Annotated in this window: 16 protein-coding genes and 1 pseudogene; 9 read left to right on the top strand and 8 right to left on the bottom strand. The window is 61.1% G+C overall.

What is annotated here, in order from left to right; translation table 11 throughout:
• Positions 1-39 precede the first annotated feature (39 nt).
• Positions 40-687, top strand: a complete 648-nt coding sequence (gene msrA, locus GIV35_RS01010; RefSeq protein ID WP_014716620.1) for a peptide-methionine (S)-S-oxide reductase MsrA — start codon at positions 40-42, stop codon at positions 685-687.
• A gap of 133 nt (positions 688-820) precedes the next feature.
• On the opposite strand, the gene GIV35_RS01005 is transcribed toward msrA, so the two are convergent.
• The 4 genes from GIV35_RS01005 to putP form a co-directional block, all read right to left on the bottom strand.
• Entirely contained in the window at positions 821-1,657 is an 837-nt protein-coding gene (locus tag GIV35_RS01005; protein WP_032893901.1) for a 23S rRNA (adenine(2030)-N(6))-methyltransferase RlmJ, read from the bottom strand.
• Between the two features lie 97 nt (positions 1,658-1,754).
• Positions 1,755-2,480 carry a DUF4123 domain-containing protein gene (locus GIV35_RS01000; protein WP_236264126.1) on the bottom strand — a complete coding sequence of 242 codons (726 nt, stop codon included), beginning with the start codon at positions 2,478-2,480 and terminating at the stop codon, positions 1,755-1,757.
• The gene (locus GIV35_RS00995) at positions 2,480-4,501 is read right to left on the bottom strand and encodes a type VI secretion system Vgr family protein (RefSeq protein WP_223023737.1); all 2,022 of its coding nucleotides are present in this window, start codon (positions 4,499-4,501) and stop codon (positions 2,480-2,482) included. Before GIV35_RS00995 ends, GIV35_RS01000 begins: the two co-directional genes overlap by 1 nt.
• A gap of 217 nt (positions 4,502-4,718) precedes the next feature.
• Complete coding sequence (gene putP, locus GIV35_RS00990; protein WP_105225518.1) at positions 4,719-6,203, bottom strand: sodium/proline symporter PutP; 1,485 nt, start codon at positions 6,201-6,203, stop codon at positions 4,719-4,721.
• 461 nt (positions 6,204-6,664) lie between these two features.
• On the opposite strand from putP, the gene putA reads away from it, so the two are divergent.
• Both putA and GIV35_RS00980 read left to right on the top strand, forming a co-directional pair.
• Positions 6,665-10,618, top strand: a complete 3,954-nt coding sequence (gene putA, locus GIV35_RS00985; protein WP_105225517.1) for a trifunctional transcriptional regulator/proline dehydrogenase/L-glutamate gamma-semialdehyde dehydrogenase — start codon at positions 6,665-6,667, stop codon at positions 10,616-10,618.
• 226 nt (positions 10,619-10,844) lie between these two features.
• Entirely contained in the window at positions 10,845-12,647 is a 1,803-nt protein-coding gene (locus tag GIV35_RS00980) for an acyl-CoA dehydrogenase (RefSeq protein WP_223023736.1), read from the top strand.
• On the opposite strand, the gene GIV35_RS00975 is transcribed toward GIV35_RS00980, so the two are convergent.
• Complete coding sequence (locus tag GIV35_RS00975) at positions 12,644-12,937, bottom strand: cell division protein ZapA (protein ID WP_003187971.1); 294 nt, start codon at positions 12,935-12,937, stop codon at positions 12,644-12,646. The genes GIV35_RS00980 and GIV35_RS00975 overlap by 4 nt on opposite strands.
• Entirely contained in the window at positions 12,934-13,164 is a 231-nt protein-coding gene (locus GIV35_RS00970) for a hypothetical protein (protein WP_003187970.1), read from the bottom strand. The genes GIV35_RS00975 and GIV35_RS00970 overlap by 4 nt, the downstream gene beginning before the upstream one ends.
• 277 nt (positions 13,165-13,441) lie before the next feature.
• On the opposite strand from GIV35_RS00970, the pseudogene GIV35_RS27415 reads away from it, so the two are divergent.
• The 5 genes and pseudogenes from GIV35_RS27415 to selO all read left to right on the top strand — a co-directional run.
• Positions 13,442-14,164, top strand: a pseudogene (locus tag GIV35_RS27415) (MCP four helix bundle domain-containing protein); the annotation flags it as partial.
• A gap of 30 nt (positions 14,165-14,194) precedes the next feature.
• Positions 14,195-15,067 carry a methyl-accepting chemotaxis protein gene (locus GIV35_RS27410; protein WP_371920465.1) on the top strand — a complete coding sequence of 291 codons (873 nt, stop codon included), beginning with the start codon at positions 14,195-14,197 and terminating at the stop codon, positions 15,065-15,067.
• A gap of 242 nt (positions 15,068-15,309) precedes the next feature.
• Complete coding sequence (locus GIV35_RS00960; RefSeq protein WP_044270843.1) at positions 15,310-17,052, top strand: potassium/proton antiporter; 1,743 nt, start codon at positions 15,310-15,312, stop codon at positions 17,050-17,052.
• A 50-nt stretch (positions 17,053-17,102) separates the two neighbouring features.
• Entirely contained in the window at positions 17,103-20,486 is a 3,384-nt protein-coding gene (gene mscK, locus GIV35_RS00955) for a mechanosensitive channel MscK (RefSeq protein WP_105225514.1), read from the top strand.
• Between the two features lie 48 nt (positions 20,487-20,534).
• Positions 20,535-21,998: a protein adenylyltransferase SelO gene (gene selO, locus GIV35_RS00950; RefSeq protein WP_236264128.1), complete on the top strand. Its 1,464-nt coding sequence runs from the start codon at positions 20,535-20,537 to the stop codon at positions 21,996-21,998.
• A gap of 4 nt (positions 21,999-22,002) precedes the next feature.
• Here selO and GIV35_RS00945 read toward each other — a convergent pair whose 3' ends face one another.
• Positions 22,003-22,404 carry a helix-turn-helix domain-containing protein gene (locus GIV35_RS00945; RefSeq protein WP_003187963.1) on the bottom strand — a complete coding sequence of 134 codons (402 nt, stop codon included), beginning with the start codon at positions 22,402-22,404 and terminating at the stop codon, positions 22,003-22,005.
• Positions 22,401-22,697 carry a type II toxin-antitoxin system HigB family toxin gene (locus GIV35_RS00940; protein ID WP_003187960.1) on the bottom strand — a complete coding sequence of 99 codons (297 nt, stop codon included), beginning with the start codon at positions 22,695-22,697 and terminating at the stop codon, positions 22,401-22,403. The genes GIV35_RS00945 and GIV35_RS00940 overlap by 4 nt, the downstream gene beginning before the upstream one ends.
• 218 nt (positions 22,698-22,915) lie before the next feature.
• On the opposite strand from GIV35_RS00940, the gene trxC reads away from it, so the two are divergent.
• Complete coding sequence (trxC, locus tag GIV35_RS00935) at positions 22,916-23,350, top strand: thioredoxin TrxC (protein WP_105225511.1); 435 nt, start codon at positions 22,916-22,918, stop codon at positions 23,348-23,350.
• Positions 23,351-23,373: the final 23 nt, after the last annotated feature.

The following is a 23,373-nucleotide window of genomic DNA, read 5'->3' as shown; positions in this document are numbered from 1 at the left end:
GACAATTTACTGTTACTCAACCTGACGAGAGGACTGATCATGGTCTTGCGCTCGGAAATTCTGGTGAACAAAAACGTGCTGCCTACTCAAGAACAAGCGTTGCCTGGTCGTGAAACCCCGATGAAGTTGCCCGAAACGCACTTCGTCAACGGCAACCCACTGCTGGGCCCGTTCCTGGATGATGTCGGCTTTGCGATCTTCGGCCTGGGCTGCTTCTGGGGCGCAGAACGCAAGTTCTGGCAGCGCGACGGCGTGGTCAGCACCGTGGTTGGCTACGCCGGCGGCTTTACGCCCAACCCGACTTATGAAGAAGTCTGCTCGGGCCTGACCGGCCATAGCGAAGTGGTGCTGGTGGTGTATGACCAGGCCAAGGTGAAATACGAAGACCTGCTGAAAATGTTCTGGGAACTGCACAACCCGACCCAGGGCATGCGCCAGGGCAACGACATCGGCAGCCAGTACCGTTCGGTGATCTACGCCACCACGCCTGAGCAACTGGCGGCGGCCAAGGCCAGTGCTGAGGCGTATCAGCAAGAGCTGAGCAAGGCCGGCCTGGGTGAGATCACCACGGAAATCGAAGAGGCCCCGACGGTGTACTTCGCCGAGGCGTATCACCAGCAGTACCTGGCGAAGAATCCCCAGGGTTACTGCGGGATCGGCGGCACAGGCGTGACCTGCCCGATCTAGGGTCAACATAAACCAAATGTGGGAGGGGGCTTGCCCCCGATAGCGGAGTGTCAGTTACGGATGTAGTGGCTGATACTCAGCAATCGGGGGCAAGCCCCCTCCCACATTGGGTTGTGTTTGGCTGGAAAGGCGGTTACTCGGCGATCAACCAATCCATCTGCCAGCCACCCTGGGTCTGGCCCAGTTGCTTGGACAACCACGGCAGCAACTCACGCAATTCCTCTTCCAGGCCCCACGGCGGGTTGGCAATCGCCAGGCCCGAGCCGGTGAGGGTATTGGGCGTATCCAGCGGATGCACCAGCAACTCCACACGCAGCAGCTTCGGCGCACCGGTACCGGCCAGGTCCTGATAGAAACGGCGCAACATGCGCTGGTCTTTCACCGGGTACCAGATCGCCGCGACCGTCTGGCGCATACGGCTGACGGCCTCCTTGAGGGATGCCGCACAACGCTGCATTTCGTCGAGTTTTTCAAACGGTGGGTCGATCAGCATCAGCGCGCGCTTTTCCGGCACTGGCAGCAAGGCCCGTGGCACGTGCCAGCCTTCGCCCAGGTGCACTTTGACGCGGCGATCACCCTTCATGTTGTCCTTGAGCAGCACGCCATCTTCAGGGTGCTTCTCGTTGAGCAGCACACGGTCCTGGGGCCGCGTGAGGCGGCGCGCCAGTTCCGGCGAGCCCGGGTAGTAGCGCAACTGGCCGTCCGGGTTCATCTCGTGCAACACGCGCATATAGTCGGCGGTAAGCGGCGGCAGGTCGCTTGCGCCCCACAGGCGGGCGATGCCTTCCAGGTACTCACCGGTGCGGTTGGCCTGGTCGCCCTGCAAGTCGTACAAGCCAATGCCTGCGTGAGTGTCGAGGTAGGCGAACGGCTGTTCCTTGCGCGACATCAGGGCGATGAGGCGGGTCAAGGTCAGGTGTTTGAAGACATCGGCATGGTTGCCGGCGTGAAAGGCGTGACGATAATTCATGGTTGCTCCTGCGCAGGGGGCGAAGTTTACCTTCTACCGGCGCAAAGGTGCAGGGCCGCATGGCGGGCGGCACGGACGTCACGCTATCGCCAGGGGCTCAACTGAGCTGCGAGGCAAGGTAATCAGCCAATGCCCCATGGCTGATTTGCGGCCTGCGTGCGAAATAGATGATCTTGTGCTGCAAGATCGCTGGCGTAAACGCGGTATAGAGGTCAGGGCGCTGCTTCTGGAGCCATTGCAGCAGATTGTCGACCAGCACCTTTGGTGAATGTTGCGCCATATGCTTGAGCAACGATGCCGGTACCTGCCACCAGGGGCTGGCCGGGGCCGCAGTGACGGGTTTGGCCGCCACCGACAGCGGCTGGCCGTTGATCAAGTAGCGCTGGAACACTGGCAATACGCGCCCGGCCTCGTCGCCTAATAGCTGCAACATCGGCAAAAGGTGCGCGCCGTCCCAGAAACGCAAAAACACCGGTTGGCTTTCCGGCAGGTACACCTGGGTCAAACCCTTCAAATGCGCGATCACCACCTCCAGCGGGCTGGATGAGACCGCCAGCCAGCCCCAATCCGACGCTTGGGTGGTGGCTATCCAATCGAGAAAAGCACTGCTCGGCTCAACGATGCCAACGTAGGGCATGACCTCATCCCAGTCAGCGTAGGCCGTGCCCGCCCAGATCGGATGCGGCATCTTTGCAGCGGCCGTGGCTTGCCAGGCGGCGAGCGGCTTGGCGTCGCTGGCATTGCCCAGCACGGCGTACAGCTGTTCATCAGGCTGCAACGGGTAGTGCGCCAGCCAGGCATTGGGCGTCAAGAGCGCGGGCATCAGGACGCACTCCGCCTATGGGCGTCGATGTCGCACTGGCCGTTCTTGCAGCGCTCGCATTCTTCGCAGAACGGCGCGCTGCGTTTCAGGCTGACCACTTGTGCACGGCTTAACGGCGCGGGAATCGCTGTCAATACAGCCTCTTTCAACCCGGGCATTAACGGCGCCGGCGTCGGGGCAGGCGCGCTGCCGAGCTGGATCGGCACGCTGCTGAATATCCCGCCCCCTGACAACGTGATCGACTGCCCGCCCGCCTGGATCGTCACGCTGGCACCCGCATCAATGATGATGCTTTGCCCGGCCCCCAGCGCAATGATTTGCCCGGCACGCATGTGCTGCGAACCGCCAACCACTAGATGGTCATCCTGCTCGAGCTGCGTCAAACGGTTGCCGTGGGTGATGCGCTGCTCTTCGCCCCGCAGCTCATGGCGCGACTCGCCGCCCACCTGCACGCGACGCTGGTTATCGACCTGTACCTGCTGGTCGTGCAACACATGTTGGGTCCAGTCCCGCTGGGCGCGCAAGTAGATTTCCTCGGCACCCTTGCGGTCCTCGATACGCAGTTCATTGTAGCCACCACCGCCAGGGCTGCTCTGGCTACGCCAGAGACTACGGGTCTTGTCCGCGGGCAGGTCGAGGGGCACTGGCGTGGCGGCGTTGGGCAGGCACCCCACCACCAGCGGCATGTCCATGTCGCCATTGACGAACCCCACCAGCACCTCCATACCGACCCGGGGGATCAGCACCACGCCATAACGGTCATGGGCCCAGCCGCTGGCTACCCGCAGCCAGCAACTGGAATGGTCGTTGTGCTCACCGACACGATCCCAGGCCAGTTGCACCTTGACCCGGCCGTACTCGTCACAGTGGACCTCACTGTCAACCGGGCCGGTAACCACCGCGCTTTGATACCCCGATACCGTCGGGCGCGGCTGCTCCGGCAAAGGCGGACGAAACACCGCATCCCATGGCGCGGCGACAAATGTGTTGCGATACCCCTGGCGCAGCTCCCCACCCTCCTCCTCGGTAACCGCCTCCTCCAGCACCTGCGGTTGTTTGCCTTCATGGCGCACCTGCGTCACTAACCACAAGTCATTCCAGTCCTCGCGGGGGTGCTCGCGCAACTGTAAAAACCGACCACTGGCCAACGCCAGCTCATCGCCCTGGCCATGGGCACTGCGATAGTCGCTGCGGTGCCGCTCCAAGCCACGCTGGGCGAGGTATCGGCCATGGGCTCGGTCGGAAAAGTTGCCGGGGTAGCGCTGTGCTTCAAGCTTGGGCAATGACTCATCGACGGCTGCGCTTTCCAGCTCGACATGGGGTTTGCGAAAGTCGTAATCGCGAAGATTCAACGCTGTGGTGCAGGTCGCCAATTGCAAGGTGAAGCGCTTGATCGCAGGGCTAGCGGCGACCATTCCCGAACCAGGCCGGTACGGCGTGGGCTGATCTGCCTGGGCAAATACGGTCTGATCATCGCCAAACACCAGCAGGTGCCCTTCGGAGGAATGCTGGAAGTGATAGTGAATACCCAGCTCGGCACACAGGCGCTGGATGAACGCCAGGTCGCTCTCGCCGAACTGCACGCAATATTCACGCTCAGGGTAATCACCGCTCAACCGGAACTCGAAGCGGTCACTGTGAATCCCCTGCCCGGCCAGCACTTGGGCAACAATCTGCGGCACCGTCTTATGCTGGAAAATACGCTGGTGACTGCTGTGCGCCAGATACGCCAGATGCGGCGCAAGGCTGAGCTGGTAACGCGTCAAGCGCCGGCCCGAGTCGCCCTGGGCAACCCGATACACCAGGCCGTGAACGCCATGCCCCTGATCGTCGAAGCCCAAGTACACCTGGCGATGCAGCAAGCCCTCCAGGTCGATATCCGGCTGCTCGCTGACCAGCTCAAGTTCAAAACGATAGGGCTGGCTGATGGCCTCGGTGCCGTCGAACGCGAACACCTCGAAATCACTCGGCGCCCCATCCAGGGCCAGGGTAAATGCAGGTTGGTTGGCAGGAGCGAACATCCGGTGTTTCTCTGCGAAGGGTGGGCGGCCGATTCTGCACCAGCCGTTCGCCTGGCCGAGCGCTGCCTCGGCAAATAAGTAAGGTCCTACGTGAGCACCGCTGGAACCCACAGGCATCGACGGCAATTGCACCAATCAGCCCACACAAAAAAAGGCCCAGCGTCCTTCGGACGTGGGCCTTTCTTGTTCGTTCAGCAGGCGTTAAACGCCCAGCGAATTACTTGTTCAAGTTGTAATCTTTTTCCGCAGCATCAAAACGCTCGACCATGCCCACCGTCGGTGCGCCCATCTTGCTCACGAAGTAGATCGCCAGGCTGGCGAAGATGAAGCCTGGGATGATTTCGTACAGGCCCAGCAATTCGAAGTGCTTCCACACGATCACGGTGATCGCGCCGACCAGGATGCCGGCCAGTGCGCCGTTGCGGGTCATGTGTTTCCAGATGACCGAGATCAGTACCACAGGGCCGAAGGCTGCACCGAAACCGGCCCAGGCGTAGCTGACCAGGCCCAGAACGCGGTTTTCCGGGTTGGCGGCCATGGCGATGGCGATCAAGGCCACGACCAGCACCATCAGCCGCCCGACCCATACCAATTCAAGCTGGGAAGCGCCTTTGCGCAGGAACGCCTTGTAGAAGTCTTCGGTCAGGGCGCTGGAGCACACCAACAGTTGGCAGCTCAGGGTGCTCATCACAGCCGCCAGAATGGCCGACAGCAACACACCGGCAACCCATGGGTTGAACAGGATTTTGGCCAGTTCGATAAACACCCGCTCTGGGTTTTCAGTCACCGGGCCTGCCACTTCCGGGTGTGCCGAGAAGTAAGCGATACCGAAGAAGCCTACCGCCACGGTGCCGCCCAGGCACAGGATCATCCAGGTCATGGAAATGCGACGCGCCTTGGCGATCGACTTAACCGAGTCCGCCGCCATGAAACGCGCGAGGATGTGCGGCTGGCCGAAATAGCCCAGGCCCCAGCCCATCAACGAGATAACGCCGATGAAGGTGGTGTTTTTCAGCATGTCGAAGCTGGTCGGGTCCTTGGCTTCAATGGCCAGGAAGGTGGTGTCTACGCCGCCGGTGGCCAGCAGCACGATGATCGGCGTGAGGATCAGCGCGAAGATCATCAGCGTGGCTTGCACGGTGTCGGTCCAGCTGACTGCCAGGAAACCACCGATGAAGGTGTAGGCAATAGTCGCTGCAGCACCGGCCCACAGCGCGGTCTCGTAGGACATGCCGAAGGTGCTTTCGAACAGGCGGGCGCCGGCGACGATGCCGGAGGCGCAGTAGATGGTGAAGAACACCAGGATCACCACGGCGGAGATGATCCGCAGCAGGCCGCTTTTATCTTCGAAGCGGCTGGAGAAGTAATCCGGCAGGGTCAGGGCGTCGCCGTTGTGTTCGGTCTGCACGCGCAGGCGGCCGGCCACGAACAACCAGTTGAGGTAAGCACCGACGATCAGGCCGATGGCAATCCAGCTTTCCGACAGACCAGACATGTAGATCGCGCCCGGCAAGCCCATCAACAGCCAGCCGCTCATGTCGGAAGCACCGGCGGACAAGGCTGTCACCACGCTACCGAGGCTGCGGCCGCCCAGGATGTAATCGGAAAGGTTGTTGGTGGAGCGATAGGCCATCAGGCCGATCAGCACCATTGCTGCGATGTAGATCACGAACGTGATCAGGGTTGGATTACTAACGCTCATAGGAGTGACGCCCTGGCTTTGTTTTTATGTAGCGACGGTCATGGGGACGGCCACCCGTGGATAACCGGATAGACGAACCTGCATGCCGCGCATTTATGACTGGCGTTTCCCCAGGAAAGCCGCCAGCCGATGAACCCACCCTGAGGGTTGGTTGCACCTTGGTGCGCGAATGCTATTCAACAAAGCAAATAAGGTGCAACCAGTTTCTGCCGATTAAGTTGCACCCAAGTATGTTTTAGGACAAACGCGCTTTTTTTGCTCCTTTTCGGAGCAAGAACAGCCGATCTCAGAAGCAAATGCACCAGCGTGGAGCTAATTCGGTCGTGTGTTTATTTTTTTCCGATCAAGCGTCGAACATTTAACCAACAAAAGGGTTGCACCCGGTTGCACCTCAGGATGGGCAAAGCTAATCTTGCCGCCAGCAGATGCCACTCGGTAGTGGCACCCATGAGGATAAAAAAATGGCAACGACCACCCTTGGGGTCAAACTCGACGACCCGACCCGCGAACGCCTGAAGGCCGCCGCGACCTCCATTGATCGCACGCCGCACTGGCTGATCAAGCAGGCGATTTTCAATTACCTGGAGAAACTTGAGGGTGGTGCAACCCTGTCCGAGCTCAATGGCTTGAGCACCAAGGAGGCCGATGATGCCGGCGAGGTCCAGGCCGACCACGCCCACCAGTGCTTCCTTGAGTTCGCCGAGAGCATCCTGCCGCAATCGGTATTGCGTGCCGCAATCACCGCCGCTTACCGCCGCCCCGAGCCGGAAGTGGTACCGATGCTGATCGAACAGGCGCGCCTGCCGGCCCCGATGGCCGAAGCCACCAACAAGCTGGCCGCGAGCATTGCCGAAAAACTGCGCAATCAGAAGAGTGCCGGCGGCCGTGCCGGTATTGTTCAGGGCCTGCTGCAAGAGTTCTCCCTGTCGTCCCAGGAAGGCGTGGCGCTGATGTGCCTGGCCGAAGCGCTGCTGCGTATCCCGGACAAAGGCACCCGCGATGCGTTGATCCGCGACAAGATCAGCACCGGCAACTGGCAGCCGCACCTGGGCAACAGCCCATCGCTGTTCGTCAACGCCGCTACCTGGGGCCTGCTGCTGACTGGCAAGCTGGTGTCGACCCACAACGAAGCAGGCCTGACCTCGTCCCTGAGCCGCATCATCGGCAAGAGCGGCGAGCCGATGATCCGCAAGGGCGTCGACATGGCCATGCGCCTGATGGGCGAGCAGTTCGTCACCGGCGAAACCATCGCCGAAGCCTTGGCCAATGCGAGCAAATTCGAAGCCAAGGGCTTCCGCTATTCCTACGACATGCTCGGTGAAGCCGCACTCACCGAACATGACGCCCAGAAGTACCTGGCCTCGTACGAACAAGCCATTCATTCCATCGGCAAAGCTTCCCATGGCCGTGGGATCTATGAAGGCCCGGGCATCTCCATCAAGCTCTCCGCCCTGCACCCGCGCTACAGCCGTGCGCAGTACGAGCGTGTAATGGACGAGCTGTACCCGCGCCTGCTGTCGCTGACCTTGCTGGCCAAGCAGTACGACATCGGCCTGAACATCGACGCCGAAGAAGCCGACCGCCTGGAGCTGTCCCTGGACCTCCTCGAGCGCCTGTGCTTCGAGCCGCAATTGACCGGCTGGAACGGCATCGGCTTTGTGATCCAGGCGTACCAGAAGCGTTGCCCGTATGTGATCGACTACGTCATCGACCTGGCCCGCCGCAGCCGCCATCGCCTGATGATCCGCCTGGTAAAAGGCGCGTACTGGGACAGCGAAATCAAGCGCGCCCAGGTCGAAGGCCTGGAAGGCTACCCGGTCTACACCCGCAAGGTGTACACCGACGTTTCCTACATTGCCTGCGCACGCAAACTGCTGTCGGTGCCGGAAGTCATCTACCCGCAGTTCGCCACGCACAACGCCCACACCTTGTCGGCTATCTACCATATTGCCGGTCAGAACTATTACCCCGGCCAGTACGAGTTCCAGTGCCTGCACGGCATGGGTGAACCGCTGTACGAACAGGTTGTAGGCAAGGTTTCCGAAGGTAAGTTGAACCGTCCGTGCCGTGTATACGCGCCGGTTGGTACCCACGAAACACTGCTGGCCTATCTGGTACGCCGCCTGCTGGAAAACGGCGCCAACACCTCGTTCGTCAACCGTATCGCTGACCAGTCCATCTCGATCCAGGAATTGGTAGCCGACCCGGTGGCCAGCATCGAGCAAATGGCAACCCAGGAAGGCGGTTTCGGCCTGCCGCACCCGCGCATCCCTTTGCCGCGTGACCTGTACGGCAGCGACCGCGCCAACTCGGCGGGTATCGACCTGGCCAACGAACATCGCCTGGCCTCGCTGTCCTGCGCCCTGCTGGCCACCGCTCACAACAACTGGAAGGCCGCACCGATGCTCGGTTGCGCCGCCAGCAATGAAGCGGCACAACCAGTGCTGAACCCATCCGACCTGCGTGACGTGGTCGGCCAGGTACAGGAGGCCACCGTCGAAGACGTCGACAACGCCATCCAGTGCGCCATCAGCGCCGCGCCGATCTGGCAGGCCACGCCGCCCGCCGAACGCGCTGCCATCCTGGAACGCGCCGCCGACCTGATGGAAGGCGAGATCCAGCCGCTGATGGGCCTGCTGGCCCGTGAAGCCGGCAAGACCTTCGCCAACGCCATCGCGGAAGTGCGTGAAGCCGTGGACTTCCTGCGCTACTACGCAGTGCAGGCGCGCAACGACTTTACCAATGACGCCCACCGCCCATTGGGCCCGGTGGTGTGCATCAGCCCGTGGAACTTCCCGCTCGCCATCTTCAGCGGCCAGGTAGCTGCAGCGCTGGCTGCCGGTAACCCGGTGCTGGCCAAGCCTGCCGAGCAGACGCCGCTGGTGGCTGCCCAGGCCGTACGCATCCTGCTTGAAGCCGGTATTCCGGAAGGTGTGCTGCAATTGCTGCCAGGCCAGGGCGAAAGCGTCGGTGCCCGCCTGGTGGGTGATGATCGCGTCAAAGGCGTGATGTTCACCGGTTCCACCGAAGTGGCGCGCCTGCTGCAACGCAATGTCGCCGGTCGCCTGGATGCCCAGGGTCGCCCGATTCCGCTGATCGCCGAAACCGGTGGCCAGAACGCGATGATCGTCGATTCCTCGGCGCTGACCGAACAAGTGGTGATCGACGTCGTATCGTCGGCCTTCGACAGCGCCGGTCAACGTTGTTCGGCCCTGCGCGTGCTGTGCCTGCAGGAAGATTCGGCAGACCGTGTGGTCGAAATGCTCAAGGGCGCCATGGCTGAATGCCGCCTGGGTAACCCGGAACGCCTGTCGGTCGACATCGGCCCGGTAATCGACGCCGAAGCCAAGGCCGGCATCGAGAAACACATCCAGGCCATGCGCGACAAAGGCCGCAACGTTTACCAGGTGGCGATTGCCGACGGTGAAGAGATCAAGCGCGGCACCTTCGTGATGCCGACCCTGATCGAGCTGGAAAGCTTCGACGAACTGCAACGCGAAATCTTCGGCCCGGTGCTGCACGTGGTGCGCTACAAGCGCAAAGAGATCGACCAGCTCATCGGCCAGATCAACGCTTCCGGTTACGGCCTGACCCTGGGCGTGCACACGCGCATTGACGAGACCATCGCCAAGGTGATCGACAACGTCAATGCCGGTAACGTCTACGTCAACCGCAACATTGTTGGCGCCGTGGTCGGCGTGCAGCCGTTCGGTGGCGAAGGCCTGTCGGGCACTGGCCCGAAAGCCGGTGGCCCGCTGTACCTGTATCGCTTGTTGTCGACTCGTCCTACCGATGCGATCGAGCAATCCTTCGTACGGGGCGACAAGCTGGCCGCGCCGGATGTGCGCCTGCGTGATGCCATGAGCCAATCGCTGACCGCCCTGAAAACCTGGGCCGACGGCAATAAGTTCAGTGAACTGAGCGCCCTGTGCACGCAGTTCGCAGCGCAATCGCAAAGCGGTATCACCCGCCAACTGGCCGGCCCGACCGGCGAGCGCAACAGCTACGCCATCCTGCCGCGCGAGCACGTGCTGTGCCTGGCCGAAGTGGAAGGCGACCTGCTGACCCAACTGGCGGCGGTATTGGCCGTCGGCGGTTCGGCGGTATGGCCGGAAACCGAGTTGACCAAGACCTTGTTCCCACGCCTGCCTAAAGAAATTCAGGCGAAGATCAAGCGCGTGGCCGACTGGACCAAGGACGACGTGGTGTTTGACGCCGTGCTGCATCACGGTGATTCCGACCAACTGCGTGCGGTGTGCCAGCAAGTGGCGCAGCGCGGTGGGGCAATTGTCGGGGTACATGGCATGTCGCAAGGCGAAACGGCGATTGCGCTGGAGCGTCTGGTGATCGAGCGTGCTTTGAGCGTTAACACTGCTGCAGCGGGTGGTAACGCCAGCCTGATGACCATCGGCTAACTGATACAACGCGGCAAAAGTGTGGGAGCTGGCTTGCCTGCGATAGCGGTGAGCCAGTGACATAGATGTCGACTGGCACGGCCTCATCGCAGGCAAGCCAGCTCCCACACTGATCGCGCTCCACCTCGCGCCAGCGTTCTGCCCTTCTATCACTTAAATCAATCTTGCTATCCACTCTCCATTCGCGCACTTAGACTCAGGCCAATTCCTTCAAAGGTACGCCGCCATGTCCGAGACGCTGCTCAGTTCCCGCAATCTGGCTTTCGAGCTGTACGAAGTCCTCGATGCCGAGGGCCTGACCCAGCGCGAGCGGTTTGCCGAACACAACCGCGAAACCTTCGATGCCGCGATCAGCACGGCGCGTAACATCGCAGAAAAGTACTTCGCCCCTCACAACCGCAAGAACGACGAAAACGAACCGCGCTATGAAAACGGCCAGGCGATCCTGATTCCGGAGGTCAAACCCGCCGTGGACGCCTTCCTTGAAGCCGGCTTCCTCAACGCAGCACGCAGCTTTGAAGCAGGCGGCATGCAACTGCCGACCCTGTTGTCCCAAGCTTGTTTCGCGCACTTCCAATCGGCCAACGCCGCCTCGACGTCCTACCCGTTCCTGACCATGGGCGCCGCCAACCTCATTGAGAGCTTCGGCACCGAGGAGCAGAAACAACGCTTCCTGCAGCCAATGATCGACGGGCGCTTCTTCGGCACCATGGCCCTGACCGAGCCCCATGCCGGTTCCTCCCTGTCGGACATTCGGACCCGTGCAGAACCCGCGGCTGACGGCAGTTATCGGCTCAAGGGCAACAAGATCTTTATCTCCGGTGGCGACCATTCGCTGTCGGAAAATATCGTGCACATGGTGCTGGCCAAATTGCCGGACGCTCCCGCAGGCGTGAAGGGCATTTCGCTGTTTATCGTGCCCAAGTTCCTGGTCAACGATGACGGCAGCCTGGGCGCTCGCAACGATGTGCTGCTGGCGGGGCTGTTCCACAAGATGGGCTGGCGCGGCACCACGTCCACGGCGCTTAACTTCGGCGATAACGGCAACTGTGTCGGCTATCTGGTGGGCAAGCCGCACCAGGGGCTGAGCTGCATGTTCCAGATGATGAACGAGGCACGCATCGGCGTGGGCATGGGCGCGGTGATGCTCGGTTACGCCGGCTACCTTTACTCCCTGGACTACGCCCGCGAACGGCCCCAGGGGCGCCTGCCTGATAGCAAAGACCCGAGCACCGCACCGGTGGCGATCATCCAGCACGCCGACATCAAGCGCATGCTACTGACCCAGAAAGCCTATGTGGAAGGCGCCTTTGACCTCGGCCTGTACGCGGCGCGGCTATTCGACGACACCACCACCCTGGCAACCGACACTGAGCGCAAGCAAGCCCACGAACTGCTGGACCTGCTTACGCCGATCGTCAAATCCTGGCCGTCGGAGTTCTGCCTCAAGGCCAACGAGCTGGCGATCCAGATTCTTGGCGGCCACGGCTACACCCGCGAATACCCGGTGGAGCAGTACTACCGCGACAACCGTCTGAACCCCATCCATGAAGGCACCCACGGCATCCAGTCCCTGGACCTGCTCGGGCGCAAATTGGCGCAGAACGGCGGCGCCGGCTTGAAGCAATTGATCCGCCTGATCGCCGAAACCGGAGCCCGGGCGCAAAAGCACCCTTCACTCACGGCACTGCGAGAGCCTCTGGAGCAACTGGTAAACCGGCTGCAAAGCGTCACGATTGGCCTGCTGACCGATCTCGCCCAAGGCAAGGTCAACAGCAGCCTGGCGAACTCGGCGCTGTACTTGAAAGTGTTCGGGCACACGGTGATTGGCTGGCGCTGGCTGGAACAGGCGATCCGCGCCGAAGAAGGGCTGGCCAAGGGTGACGAGGCTGACGCGGCCTTTTATAAGGGCAAGCTCCAGGCCGCCCGGTACTTCCTGACCTGGGAAGTACCAAGCTGCCATCATGAACTGGCGATTCTGGAGGCACGCGACGATACGTGCCTGGGCATGCAAGACGAGTGGTTCTAAGGCTGACCGATCACCTTGGAAATCACATCGACCGTGGCGCTGACTTGCTCTTGGTAACGGTCGAGTTCCTGCTGGTGAGCCTGTTGCATTTCAATCTGCTCGGCGCACAGGTTCAGCGCGGCCAGTACCAATAGCTTGTCACCGATCAGGGTCGGGTACTTTTTCTTGGTAACCGCCAGTGAGGCCTTGAGCATGGTCACGGCATGCATCAGGGTCTGATCTTCGCCGGCCGGTGCCTTGATCGAGTAATCCTCTCCGAGAATCGAAACGACCTTTATGCCCTCACTCATGCGCTGACGGGCCCTGCACTTACACGCTCAACCAGCGCCTGGATGCGGGCGGCGGTGGCGCCGTGCTTTTCTTCCTGTTCCATCAGGTTCAGTTGCAGGCTGTCGTTTTCGTCCTTGGCGCGGGCCAGCTCGGCCTTGAGGGATTCGTTGCTGCCCAGCAATTCTTGATTCTGCTGTACGAGGTCGCTGACCAGTTGTTCCAATTGGCTGAGGGATGCTTCTAACATTTTGATTTCTCGGGCTTTTAAAAAGGGCGGTGACGATAAAGAAAATTCACCTCGGATGCCAGGGTTATCCCTGGCCGCGCCGCCCGATGATGCAAGGCCGGGCCGCACTTTCGAGCCTTAGTGACTGCATTTACCCGATCTGGTTCCTGAACTCACCCACCCCCTGGTCCGATGCGACAAAAGCGCGCGCCCCTTTAAGACTTTAGTCGCATGGCCGATAAGGCGGGCACACCTCGTCTCATGGCCGCATGGATAGCGCCTCCCCCAGGACTCCAGCATGTCTCTTCGTAATATGAATATCGCCCCGAGGGCCTTCCTCGGCTTCGCATTTATTGGCGCCTTGATGTTGTTGCTCGGTGTGTTCGCCCTGAACCAGATGAGCAAAATTCGTGCAGCCACCGAAGACATTACCTCAGCCAGCGTCCCCAGCATTCGCGCTGTGGATGAACTCACTCAACTGACCCTGCGCCTGCGCGTGCTGTCGTACCGCTTGCTGACCAACCGCGAGCCGGATGTACAGCAAAAGACCCTGGAAGCCTTTGAACTGCGCAATCAGCAGATTCGCACAGCCCAGGACATCTACGAAAAACTGATCACCAGCACCGAAGAGCGCAACGCTTATAACGAGTACGTCCGCTTGCTAGGCCAGTACCGCCAGATTGAAGAGCGCATGAAGAGCCTGTCTCGCGCCAATCAGGTCAACGAGCTGCGCAGCCTGCTCAACACCGAGTTGCTGGACAACTCCGAGCAGGTCAATGCGGTCTTGACCCGCTTGCTGGATATCAATAACGACGACGCCAACGCCACCAACCAGCGCGCCAAAGACCAATACGACATGGCCTTTGACCTGGTGGTAGGCCTGCTGGTGATTGCCACGGCGCTGACCTTGCTGTTTGCCTGGTTGCTGACCCGCAGCATCACCCTGCCCATCGCCCAGGCGCTAGAAGCCGCCGAAGAAGTGGCCGAAGGCAACCTGACGCGCCCGATCACCGTGGACGGCAACGACGAAGCCGGGCGCCTGCTCGCGGCCATGGCCAAGATGCAACACAAACTGCGCGACACACTGCAACGGATCGCCGGTTCCGCTACCCAGCTGGCGTCTGCCGCTGAAGAGCTGAATGCGGTCACCGAGGAAAGCGCCCGTGGCCTGACCCAGCAGAACAACGAAATCGAACAGGCCGCCACTGCCGTCAACGAGATGACCAGTGCGGTGGAAGAAGTCGCACGCAACGCGGTGAGCACCTCCGAAGCCTCGCGCAATGCCACCACCTCTGCCGGTGACGGTCGCGACCTGGTGCAGGAAACCGTTAGCGCTATCGAACGCATGAGTACCGACGTGCAGGCCACCGCTTCCCTGATTGGCGACCTGGCCAATGAATCGAGGGATATCGGCAAAGTACTGGACGTGATCCGTGGCCTGGCTGACCAGACCAACCTGCTGGCCCTGAACGCCGCGATCGAAGCAGCTAGAGCCGGGGAAGCCGGGCGTGGTTTCGCCGTGGTGGCGGATGAAGTGCGGGCGCTGGCCCATCGCACCCAGCAGTCCACCAGCGAAATCGAGCGCATGATCGGCAGCATCCAGACAGGCACTGAACACGCGGTGGACTCGATGCGCAACAGCACCGAGCGCGCCGAATCGACACTCAACATCGCCCGAGGCGCGGGCCTGTCGCTGGACACCATCAACACGGCGATTGTGGAGATCAACGAGCGCAACCTGGTGATCGCCAGCGCGGCGGAAGAACAGGCCCAGGTGGCGCGGGAAGTGGACCGCAACCTGGTGAATATCCGTGACCTGTCGGTGCAATCGGCCACCGGCGCCAGCCAGACCAGTGCGGCGAGCGGTGAGTTGTCGCGCTTGGCGGTGGATCTGAATGGGATGGTCGGAAGGTTCCGCCTCTGAAATAAGCCTTTGCTCACACCGCATACCTTGTGGAAGCTGGCTTGCCTGCGATAGCAATCTGTCAGCTAACGCCCATGGCGCCTGGCACACCGCAATCGCAGGCAAGCCAGCTCCCACATTTGAGCGATGTGCAGCCACAAAAGCTTTTTGACAGCGCAGCAATTCAACAGGTTAGAATCCCTGGCACGCAGACTGCATGGTCAGTTTGCGTCCTGTCTTCCCCCTGCCCTGGAGTACTGCCTTTGAATGCGACGACCATCAACAGCCTGTTCTTGATCGGCGCGTTGCTGGTGACTGCGAGCATTCTGGTGAGTTCGCTTTCGTCACGCCTGGGTATCCCTATCCTGGTGATTATCCTGGCCGTGGGCATGACCGCCGGGGTCGATGGCGGTGGCATCATTTTCGATAACTACCCGACCGCCTATCTGGTGGGCAACCTCGCCCTCGCCGTGATCCTGCTCGACGGCGGTTTGCGTACCCGGGTGGCGAGTTTCCGCGTGGCGCTGTGGCCGGCCTTGTCCCTGGCCACGGTGGGGGTGTTGATTACCACCGGCCTCACGGGCATGGCGGCGGCCTGGCTGTTCGACCTCAACATCATCCAAGGCTTGCTGATCGGCGCCATTGTTGGCTCAACGGATGCCGCAGCGGTGTTCTCGCTGCTGGGTGGCAAGGGCCTCAACGAACGGGTCAGCGCCAGCCTGGAAATCGAATCCGGCAGCAACGACCCGATGGCGGTGTTCCTCACCGTCACCCTGATCGACATGCTCGCCAGCGGCCAGACCGGCCTGCACTGGAGCTTGCTCACGCACCTGATCCGCGAATTCGGCATCGGTGGCCTGGTAGGCCTGGGCGGCGGCTGGCTGATGCTGCAACTGGTCAACCGCATCAACCTGGCCAACGGCCTGTACCCGATCCTGGTGATCGCCGGCGGCCTGTTCGTTTTCGCCCTGACCAACGCCCTGCACGGCAGCGGCTTCCTCGCCGTGTACCTGTGCGGGCTGGTGATCGGCAACCGCCCGGTGCGCAGCCGCCATGGCATTTTGCATATGCTTGACGGCATGGCCTGGCTGGCGCAGATCGGGATGTTTTTGGTGCTGGGCCTGCTGGTCACGCCTCACGATTTGCTGCCCATCGCCGTGCCCGCCCTGGGCCTGGCGCTGTGGATGATCCTGTTTGCCCGGCCGCTGTCGGTGATGGTTGGCCTGCTGCCATTCAAGGCGTTCCACGGGCGCGAAAAGGCCTTTATCGCCTGGGTCGGCCTGCGCGGCGCGGTACCGATCATCCTCGCGGTGTTTCCGCTGATGGCCGGCCTGCCCCATGCGCAGCTGTACTTCAACCTGGCATTCTTTATCGTGCTGGTCTCGCTGTTGGTGCAGGGCACCAGCCTGCCGTGGGTGGCCAAGTTGCTCAAAGTCACCGTACCGCCAGACCCAGCGCCGATCTCCCGCGCGGCCCTGGAAGTGCACGTTACCAGCGAGTGGGAGTTGTTCGTCTACCGCCTCGGCGCCGAAAAATGGTGCATCGGCGCGGCCCTGCGCGAGCTGAAAATGCCCGAAGGCACGCGCATCGCCGCGCTGTTTCGTGGCCAGCAACTGCTCCATCCGTCGGGTAGTACGGTGCTGGAAGTCGGCGATCTGCTCTGTGTGATCGGCCACGAACACAACCTGCCGGCCCTGGGCAAACTGTTCAGCCAGGCACCGCAACGGGGCCTCGATTTGCGCTTCTTCGGTGACTTCGTACTCGAAGGCGACGCCCAGCTGGGCGCGGTTTCCGCCTTGTACGGGCTCAAACTTGAAGGTATCGACCCGGACATGCCATTGAGCCGCTTCATTACCCAGAAGGTTGGCGGTGCACCGGTAGTCGGCGACCAGGTGGAATGGAACAACACCATCTGGACTGTCGCCGTCATGGACGGGAACAAGATTGGCAAAGTTGGCGTCAGATTCCCCGAAGGAAGTCGCCCGGGCCCCGGACTCTTCCTCTAAACTGCGGGACAACGACGCCCCCGATTCTTCACTTTGCAAGACCGGTCTCTATGCCAACCCTGCGTACTTTTCTCGCCACTGCCCTGCTGGGCCTGACCCTTTGTGTTGGCAGCGTATACGCCGCCGACCCGCCCAGCGCCGAAGCCGTCCAGCAAAGCCTGGATAAACTGCCCGACCGCAAGCTGCCTGACGCCGACATGAAGGCACTGCAGGCGACCCTGCAACAGACCCTGACCTACCTGGGCAATCAGCAGGACTACGAGCAGCGCCTGGCCGACCTCAAGCGCCAGCTGGAAGAGGCCCCGCGCCAGACCAATGAGAACCAGCGTGAGCTGGCGCGCCTCAAGGCCACCAAAATCATCCCGGTGGCCCAACGCTACGCCAGCCTGCCGGTGCCGCAGCTTGAGCAGTTATTGGTGCAACGCAGCACCCAGCAAGGCGACCTGCAAAAAGAACTGGCCGACGCCAACAGCCTGACTATCGCCGCCCAGACCCGCCCCGAGCGCGCCCAGACCGAGATCAGCAGCAGCCAGACACGCATCCAGCAAATCAACGCGACGCTCAAGCTCGGCAAAGACAATGGCAAACCCCTCAGCGGCGACCAGCGCAACCAGCTCAACGCCGAACTGGCGGCCCTGAATGCCTTGATTCCCCTGCGCCGCCAGGAATTGGCCGGCAACAGTCAGCTGCAAGACCTGGGCAACAGCCAGCACGACCTGATCCAGGAAAAAACCGCACGCCTGGAGCAAGAAATCCAGGACCTGCAAACCCTGATCAACCAGAAACGCCTGGCCCAGTCCCAGCAGACGGTGACCCAACAGTCCATCGAAGCGCAGAAAGCCGGCGGCAGTAGCATCCTGGCCAAGGAAAGCGCAGACAACCTGAAGCTGTCCGACTACCTGCTCAAGAGCACCGACCGCCTCAACGACCTGACCCAGAAAAACCTGCAGACCAAGCAGCAACTGGACACCGTGACCCAAAGCGATTCGGCCCTGGACGAGCAGATCAACGTGCTCAAGGGCAGCCTGCTGCTGTCCAAGATTCTCTATAAACAAAAGCAGGCCCTGCCGCGTCTCACCGTGGACAAAGACCTGGCCGACGACATCGCCAACATTCGCCTGTACCAGTTCGAGGTCAACCAACAGCGTGAGCTGATCACCTCTCCCAGCGCTTATGTGGACAACCTGCTGGCCAACCAGCCGCCGGATGAGGTCACCCCGCAACTGCGCCGCACCTTGCTGGAAGTGGCGCTCACCCGCAGCGATCTGCTGGAACGCCTGAGCCGCGAGCTGAGTGCGCTGCTGAACGAATCCATCACCCTGCAACTGAACCAGAAACAACTGCTCAGCACCGCCAGCACCCTGCGCGCCACGCTCGACGAGCAAATGTTCTGGATCCCCAGCAACAAGCCGCTGGACACCGAATGGCTGGAAACCGTACCGGCGCATCTGAGCAAACAGGTCACCACCCTGCCCTGGGCGTCCAGCGTCAGCGAGCTGTATGACGGCCTGACCCAACGCCCACTGCTGTTCCTGCCGCTGCTGTTGCTGATCGGCGCGCTGTTGTGGCGACGCAATGCGCTGTATGTGCGCCTGAAAAAGGTTCACCAGGACATCGGCCACTTCAAGCGCGACAGCCAGTGGCATACGCCGCAGGCCATCCTGATCAACATTCTGCTGGCGATGCCCGTGGCTCTGGGCCTGGCGCTGTGCGGCTACGCGTTGCAGATCGACGCCCGCGGGCAGAACGCCAACCTGGGCGCGGCCTTGTTGCAGATCGCCCAGGCCTGGCTGGTGTTCTACACCGCCTACCGCATCCTCGCGCCGGGCGGCGTGGCGGAGTTGCACTTTCGCTGGGAAAGGCCCCAGGTCGAATTCCTGCAAGGCTGGATACGCAAGCTCGGGCTGGTGGTACTGGCGTTGGTGGCCGTGGTCGCGATTGCCGAACATCAACCGGCGGCGCTGGCTGACGACGTGTTGGGTATCGCCGTGGTACTGACCTGCTACGGGCTGATGGCCTGGCTGCTGGGCCGTCTGCTGCTGAACAGCCCTACCCACGAAAAGGCCTCGTTGTTTCGCAAAGCTATCGGGGTGGTGTTCACCGCCCTGCCCATCGCACTGTTTATTGCCGTGTGCTTTGGCTATTACTACACCGCGCTGAAACTCAGCGACCGGCTGATCAATACCCTGTACCTGCTGATGTTCTGGCTGGTGATCGAAGCCACCTTCGTGCGCGGCCTGGGTGTTGCCGCAAGGCGCCTGGCCTACGCCCGGGCCCTGGCCAAACGCCAGGCAGCCAAGGAGGCCGGTGACGGCGAAGCGGTGATCGAAGAGCCGACCCTGGACATCGAGCAGGTCAACGAACAGTCCATGCGCCTGATCCGCCTGGCCTTGCTCGGCGGCTTTATCGCGGCGTTGTATTGGGTGTGGTCGGACCTGATCTCGGTATTTTCCTACCTGGACAACGTCACCCTGTACGAATACACCAGCGGCACAGGTACGAATATCAGCATGGTGCCCATCAGCATCGGCGACCTGCTGGGTGCGTCGATCATCATCGGTATCACCTTCGCCCTGGCGCGCAACCTGCCCGGCCTGCTCGAAGTCCTGGTGCTGTCCAAGCTCGACCTGGCCCAGGGCAGCGCCTACGCTACCACCACCTTGCTGTCCTATATCATTGCCGGCGTGGGCTTTGTCACCACCCTTTCCACACTCGGTGTGAGCTGGGACAAACTGCAATGGCTGGTGGCCGCGCTGTCGGTGGGCCTGGGTTTCGGCATGCAGGAGATCTTCGCCAACTTCATCTCCGGCATCATGATTTTGTTCGAACGCCCGGTGCGCATTGGCGACACCATTACCATCGGCAACCTGTCGGGTACGGTAAGCAAGATCCGCATTCGTGCCACCACCATCACCGACTTCGACAACAAGGACATCATCGTCCCCAACAAGACCTTCATCACCGGGCAACTGATCAACTGGTCGCTGACCGACACCATCACCCGTGTCACCCTGAAACTGGGCGTGGACTATGGCTCCGACCTGGACCTGGTGAAGGAATTGCTGCTCAAGGCGGCGCGAGAAAACCCACGGGTACTCAAAGAGCCGGAACCTCATGTGTACTTCCTCAACTTCGGCGAAAGCACCCTCGACCACGAACTGCGCATGCATGTTCGCGACCTGGGCGACCGTAACCCGGTGTTGGACGAGGTCAACCGCTACATCAATCGTGAGTTCAAGAAACAGCACATCAACATCTCGTTCCGGCAGATGGAAATCTACCTGAAGAATCTTCACGGCCAGGAATACAAATTGGTGCCGGCCGAAGACGAGCGCAAGACCATCGCCGAGCCCCTCGACAAGCCCGACGCCCCCGAGCCTCCCGCAGGCAAAGTGGCGGATGCGCCGGAGCCGCCACCCAGCAAACTCGACTAAACGCCCTATCCCCAGCAGAATGCTCGGACATTCTGCTGGAGATGGCCGGTGAAAGCCCTCGACGAACTGACCTTCGACAACCGCTTCGCACGCCTGGGCGACGCATTCTCGACCCACGTACTGCCCGAGCCCCTCGACGAGCCGCGCCTGGTGGTCGCGAGCAAGGCCGCCATGGCCCTGCTTGACCTCGACCCGGCCGTGGCCGAAACCCCGGTATTTGCCGAGCTGTTCGGCGGCCACAAGCTGTGGGCCGAGGCAGAACCACGGGCGATGGTGTATTCCGGGCATCAATTCGGCGGCTACACCCCGCAGTTGGGCGATGGCCGCGGGTTATTGTTGGGCGAGGCCTATAACGAGGCCGGCGAGCATTGGGATTTACACCTCAAGGGCGCCGGGATGACGCCTTACTCGCGCATGGGTGACGGGCGTGCCGTGTTGCGCTCTTCGATTCGTGAATTCCTCGCCTCCGAGGCCCTGCATGCGCTAGGCATCCCCACCAGCCGCGCCCTGTGCGTGATCGGCTCCAGCACGCCGGTATGGCGGGAGAAACAGGAACGCGGGGCGATGGTTTTACGCCTGGCCCACAGCCATATTCGCTTCGGGCACTTCGAATATTTCTATTACACCAAGAAGCCTGAGCAACAGGCCGAACTGGCCGAGCACGTGCTGAACCTGCACTACCCCGAATGCCGCGAGCAACCCGAGCCTTACCTGGCGATGTTCCGCGAGATCGTCGAGCGCAACGCCGAAATGATCGCTAAATGGCAGGCTTATGGTTTTTGCCACGGCGTGATGAACACCGACAACATGTCGATCCTGGGCATTACCTTCGACTTCGGGCCCTTCGCGTTTCTCGACGATTTTGACGCGCACTTCATCTGCAACCATTCCGATCATGAAGGGCGCTACTCCTTCAGCAACCAGGTGCCGATCGGGCAGTGGAACCTCAGCGCCTTGGCCCAGGCGCTTACACCGTTCATCAGCGTTGAGGCACTGAAAGAAGCCCTCGGCCTGTACCTGCCGCTGTATCAAGCGCACTACCTGGACCTGATGCGCCGCCGGCTGGGGCTGACCACCGCCGAAGAAGACGACCAGACGCTGGTGGAGGGTTTGCTCAAGCTGATGCAGAACAGCGGTGTGGACTACACGCTGTTCTTGCGCCGCCTGGGCGACGAATCGGCGACGTTAGCCGTGGCGCGGTTGCGTGATGACTTTGTCGACATGGCCGGGTTTGATGCCTGGGCCGAGCGGTACAAGGCCCGTGTTGCACGGGATGGGGATTACACCCAGGAACAGCGCCGTGAGCGCATGCATGCGGTCAACCCGCTGTACATCCTGCGCAACTACCTGGCCCAAAACGCCATCACCGCCGCCGAATCAGGCGACTACAGCGAAGTGCGGCGGCTGCATGACGTGCTGACCAGGCCGTTTGAGGAACAAGCGGGCATGGAGCAGTACGCGCAACGGCCGCCGGATTGGGGTAAGCATTTGGAGATTAGTTGTTCGTCGTGACCCCTTAGATAAAGGTCTCCACCGACACCCCGAAACGCTCGGCCAGCCAACGAATCTGGCGCACGTTGAGCTGGCGCTTTCCGCTCAATATCTCCGAGACAACTGATTGCGCCCCAACGCCAGGAAGGTCACTCTGGGTAAGATTGTGCTCGCGCATCATGTAGCGCAGCACATCGACCCCGCTAGCGACGGGCATTGGGCGATGCTCACGATCATAAGCTTCGATCCAGTCGCTCAGAATGTCGACCAGGCTCATTAGCGGGCTGTCCTCGTCTTCACCCACCAGACTCAATAGTTCATCCAAGCCGCACACCAGTGCGTCGTAGTCTGCGTCGTTTTCCGGCTTGCGCAGCACAGGCGAAACGAACTGCCAGTGCTCTGCCGCCACTCGCATAAGTGCGCTCATCTGATTTTTTCCTTCCATTTGTTTTTCTCATAATCACGGTGGTCAAGCAGGTGTTTGATGTAAACGCGCTGCATTCGATACTGCACCGACGCAATCAACCTCAGCTTGTTACCGCCAATATCAAATACATGAAATTCACCGACCTTGTCGGTGGCGGGAAACATGGCTTTCATTGCGGCAAAGTCCTTGGGGGCGTTGCGCTTGATCACGCGATACCACTGATCCAGAGCTGTTGCAGAGCGCGGCCATTTTCCTTTTGCTTCCCAGATCCTGCTTTCACTGATGACTCGCATGCAACGTCCTTATCGCATCTTGCTATGAAGGTTAAACCTGAATTCGAACTATCGCAATTTGCTATAGCCGCAAACAGACCGGTGGCGCACAACAAAAAGCCTAGCCACACCGTTCACGCTGGCGAGCGACGAAAATGTGAGCGAATAAGTATCTATATCCTTGATAAACCTCTGTCTCGACACCAAATACCCAACTGGCCAAACCCCAGGAGCCTCCAATGTCCGAACCTCTTGTAATCCCCTGCCCTCATTGCAACGGCCTCAACCGTATCCCCGGCGAACGCCTGGGTGACGCGCCCAAGTGCGGGCGCTGCAAGCAGTCGGTGTTGCTGAACAAACCCTTTGATTTGAAACAGGGCGACTATGCCAGCCAGATCAAGGGCGACCTGCCGCTTTTGGTCGATGTGTGGGCCGACTGGTGTGGGCCGTGCAAGTCGTTTGCGCCGGTATTCGAACAAGCAGCCGGGCAGTTGGAAGGCAAGTGCCGGCTGGCGAAGCTGGACAGCGAGGCTAACCAGCAGCTGTCGGCGCAATTGGGGATTCGCTCGATTCCCAGTTTGATTCTGTTCAAGAACGGCCGCGAAGTAGCGCGCCAGAGCGGGGCATTCCCGTTGCCGCAGTTGATGAGTTGGTTGAGCAGCCAGGGGGTGTAAACGTCCCCCTCAATCAACTCGGT

Source organism: Pseudomonas sp. PA-1-6B, assembly GCF_021609545.1.
Taxonomy (GTDB): domain Bacteria; phylum Pseudomonadota; class Gammaproteobacteria; order Pseudomonadales; family Pseudomonadaceae; genus Aquipseudomonas; species Aquipseudomonas fluorescens_BV.
This window is presented reverse-complemented; position numbering and strand designations above follow the sequence as displayed.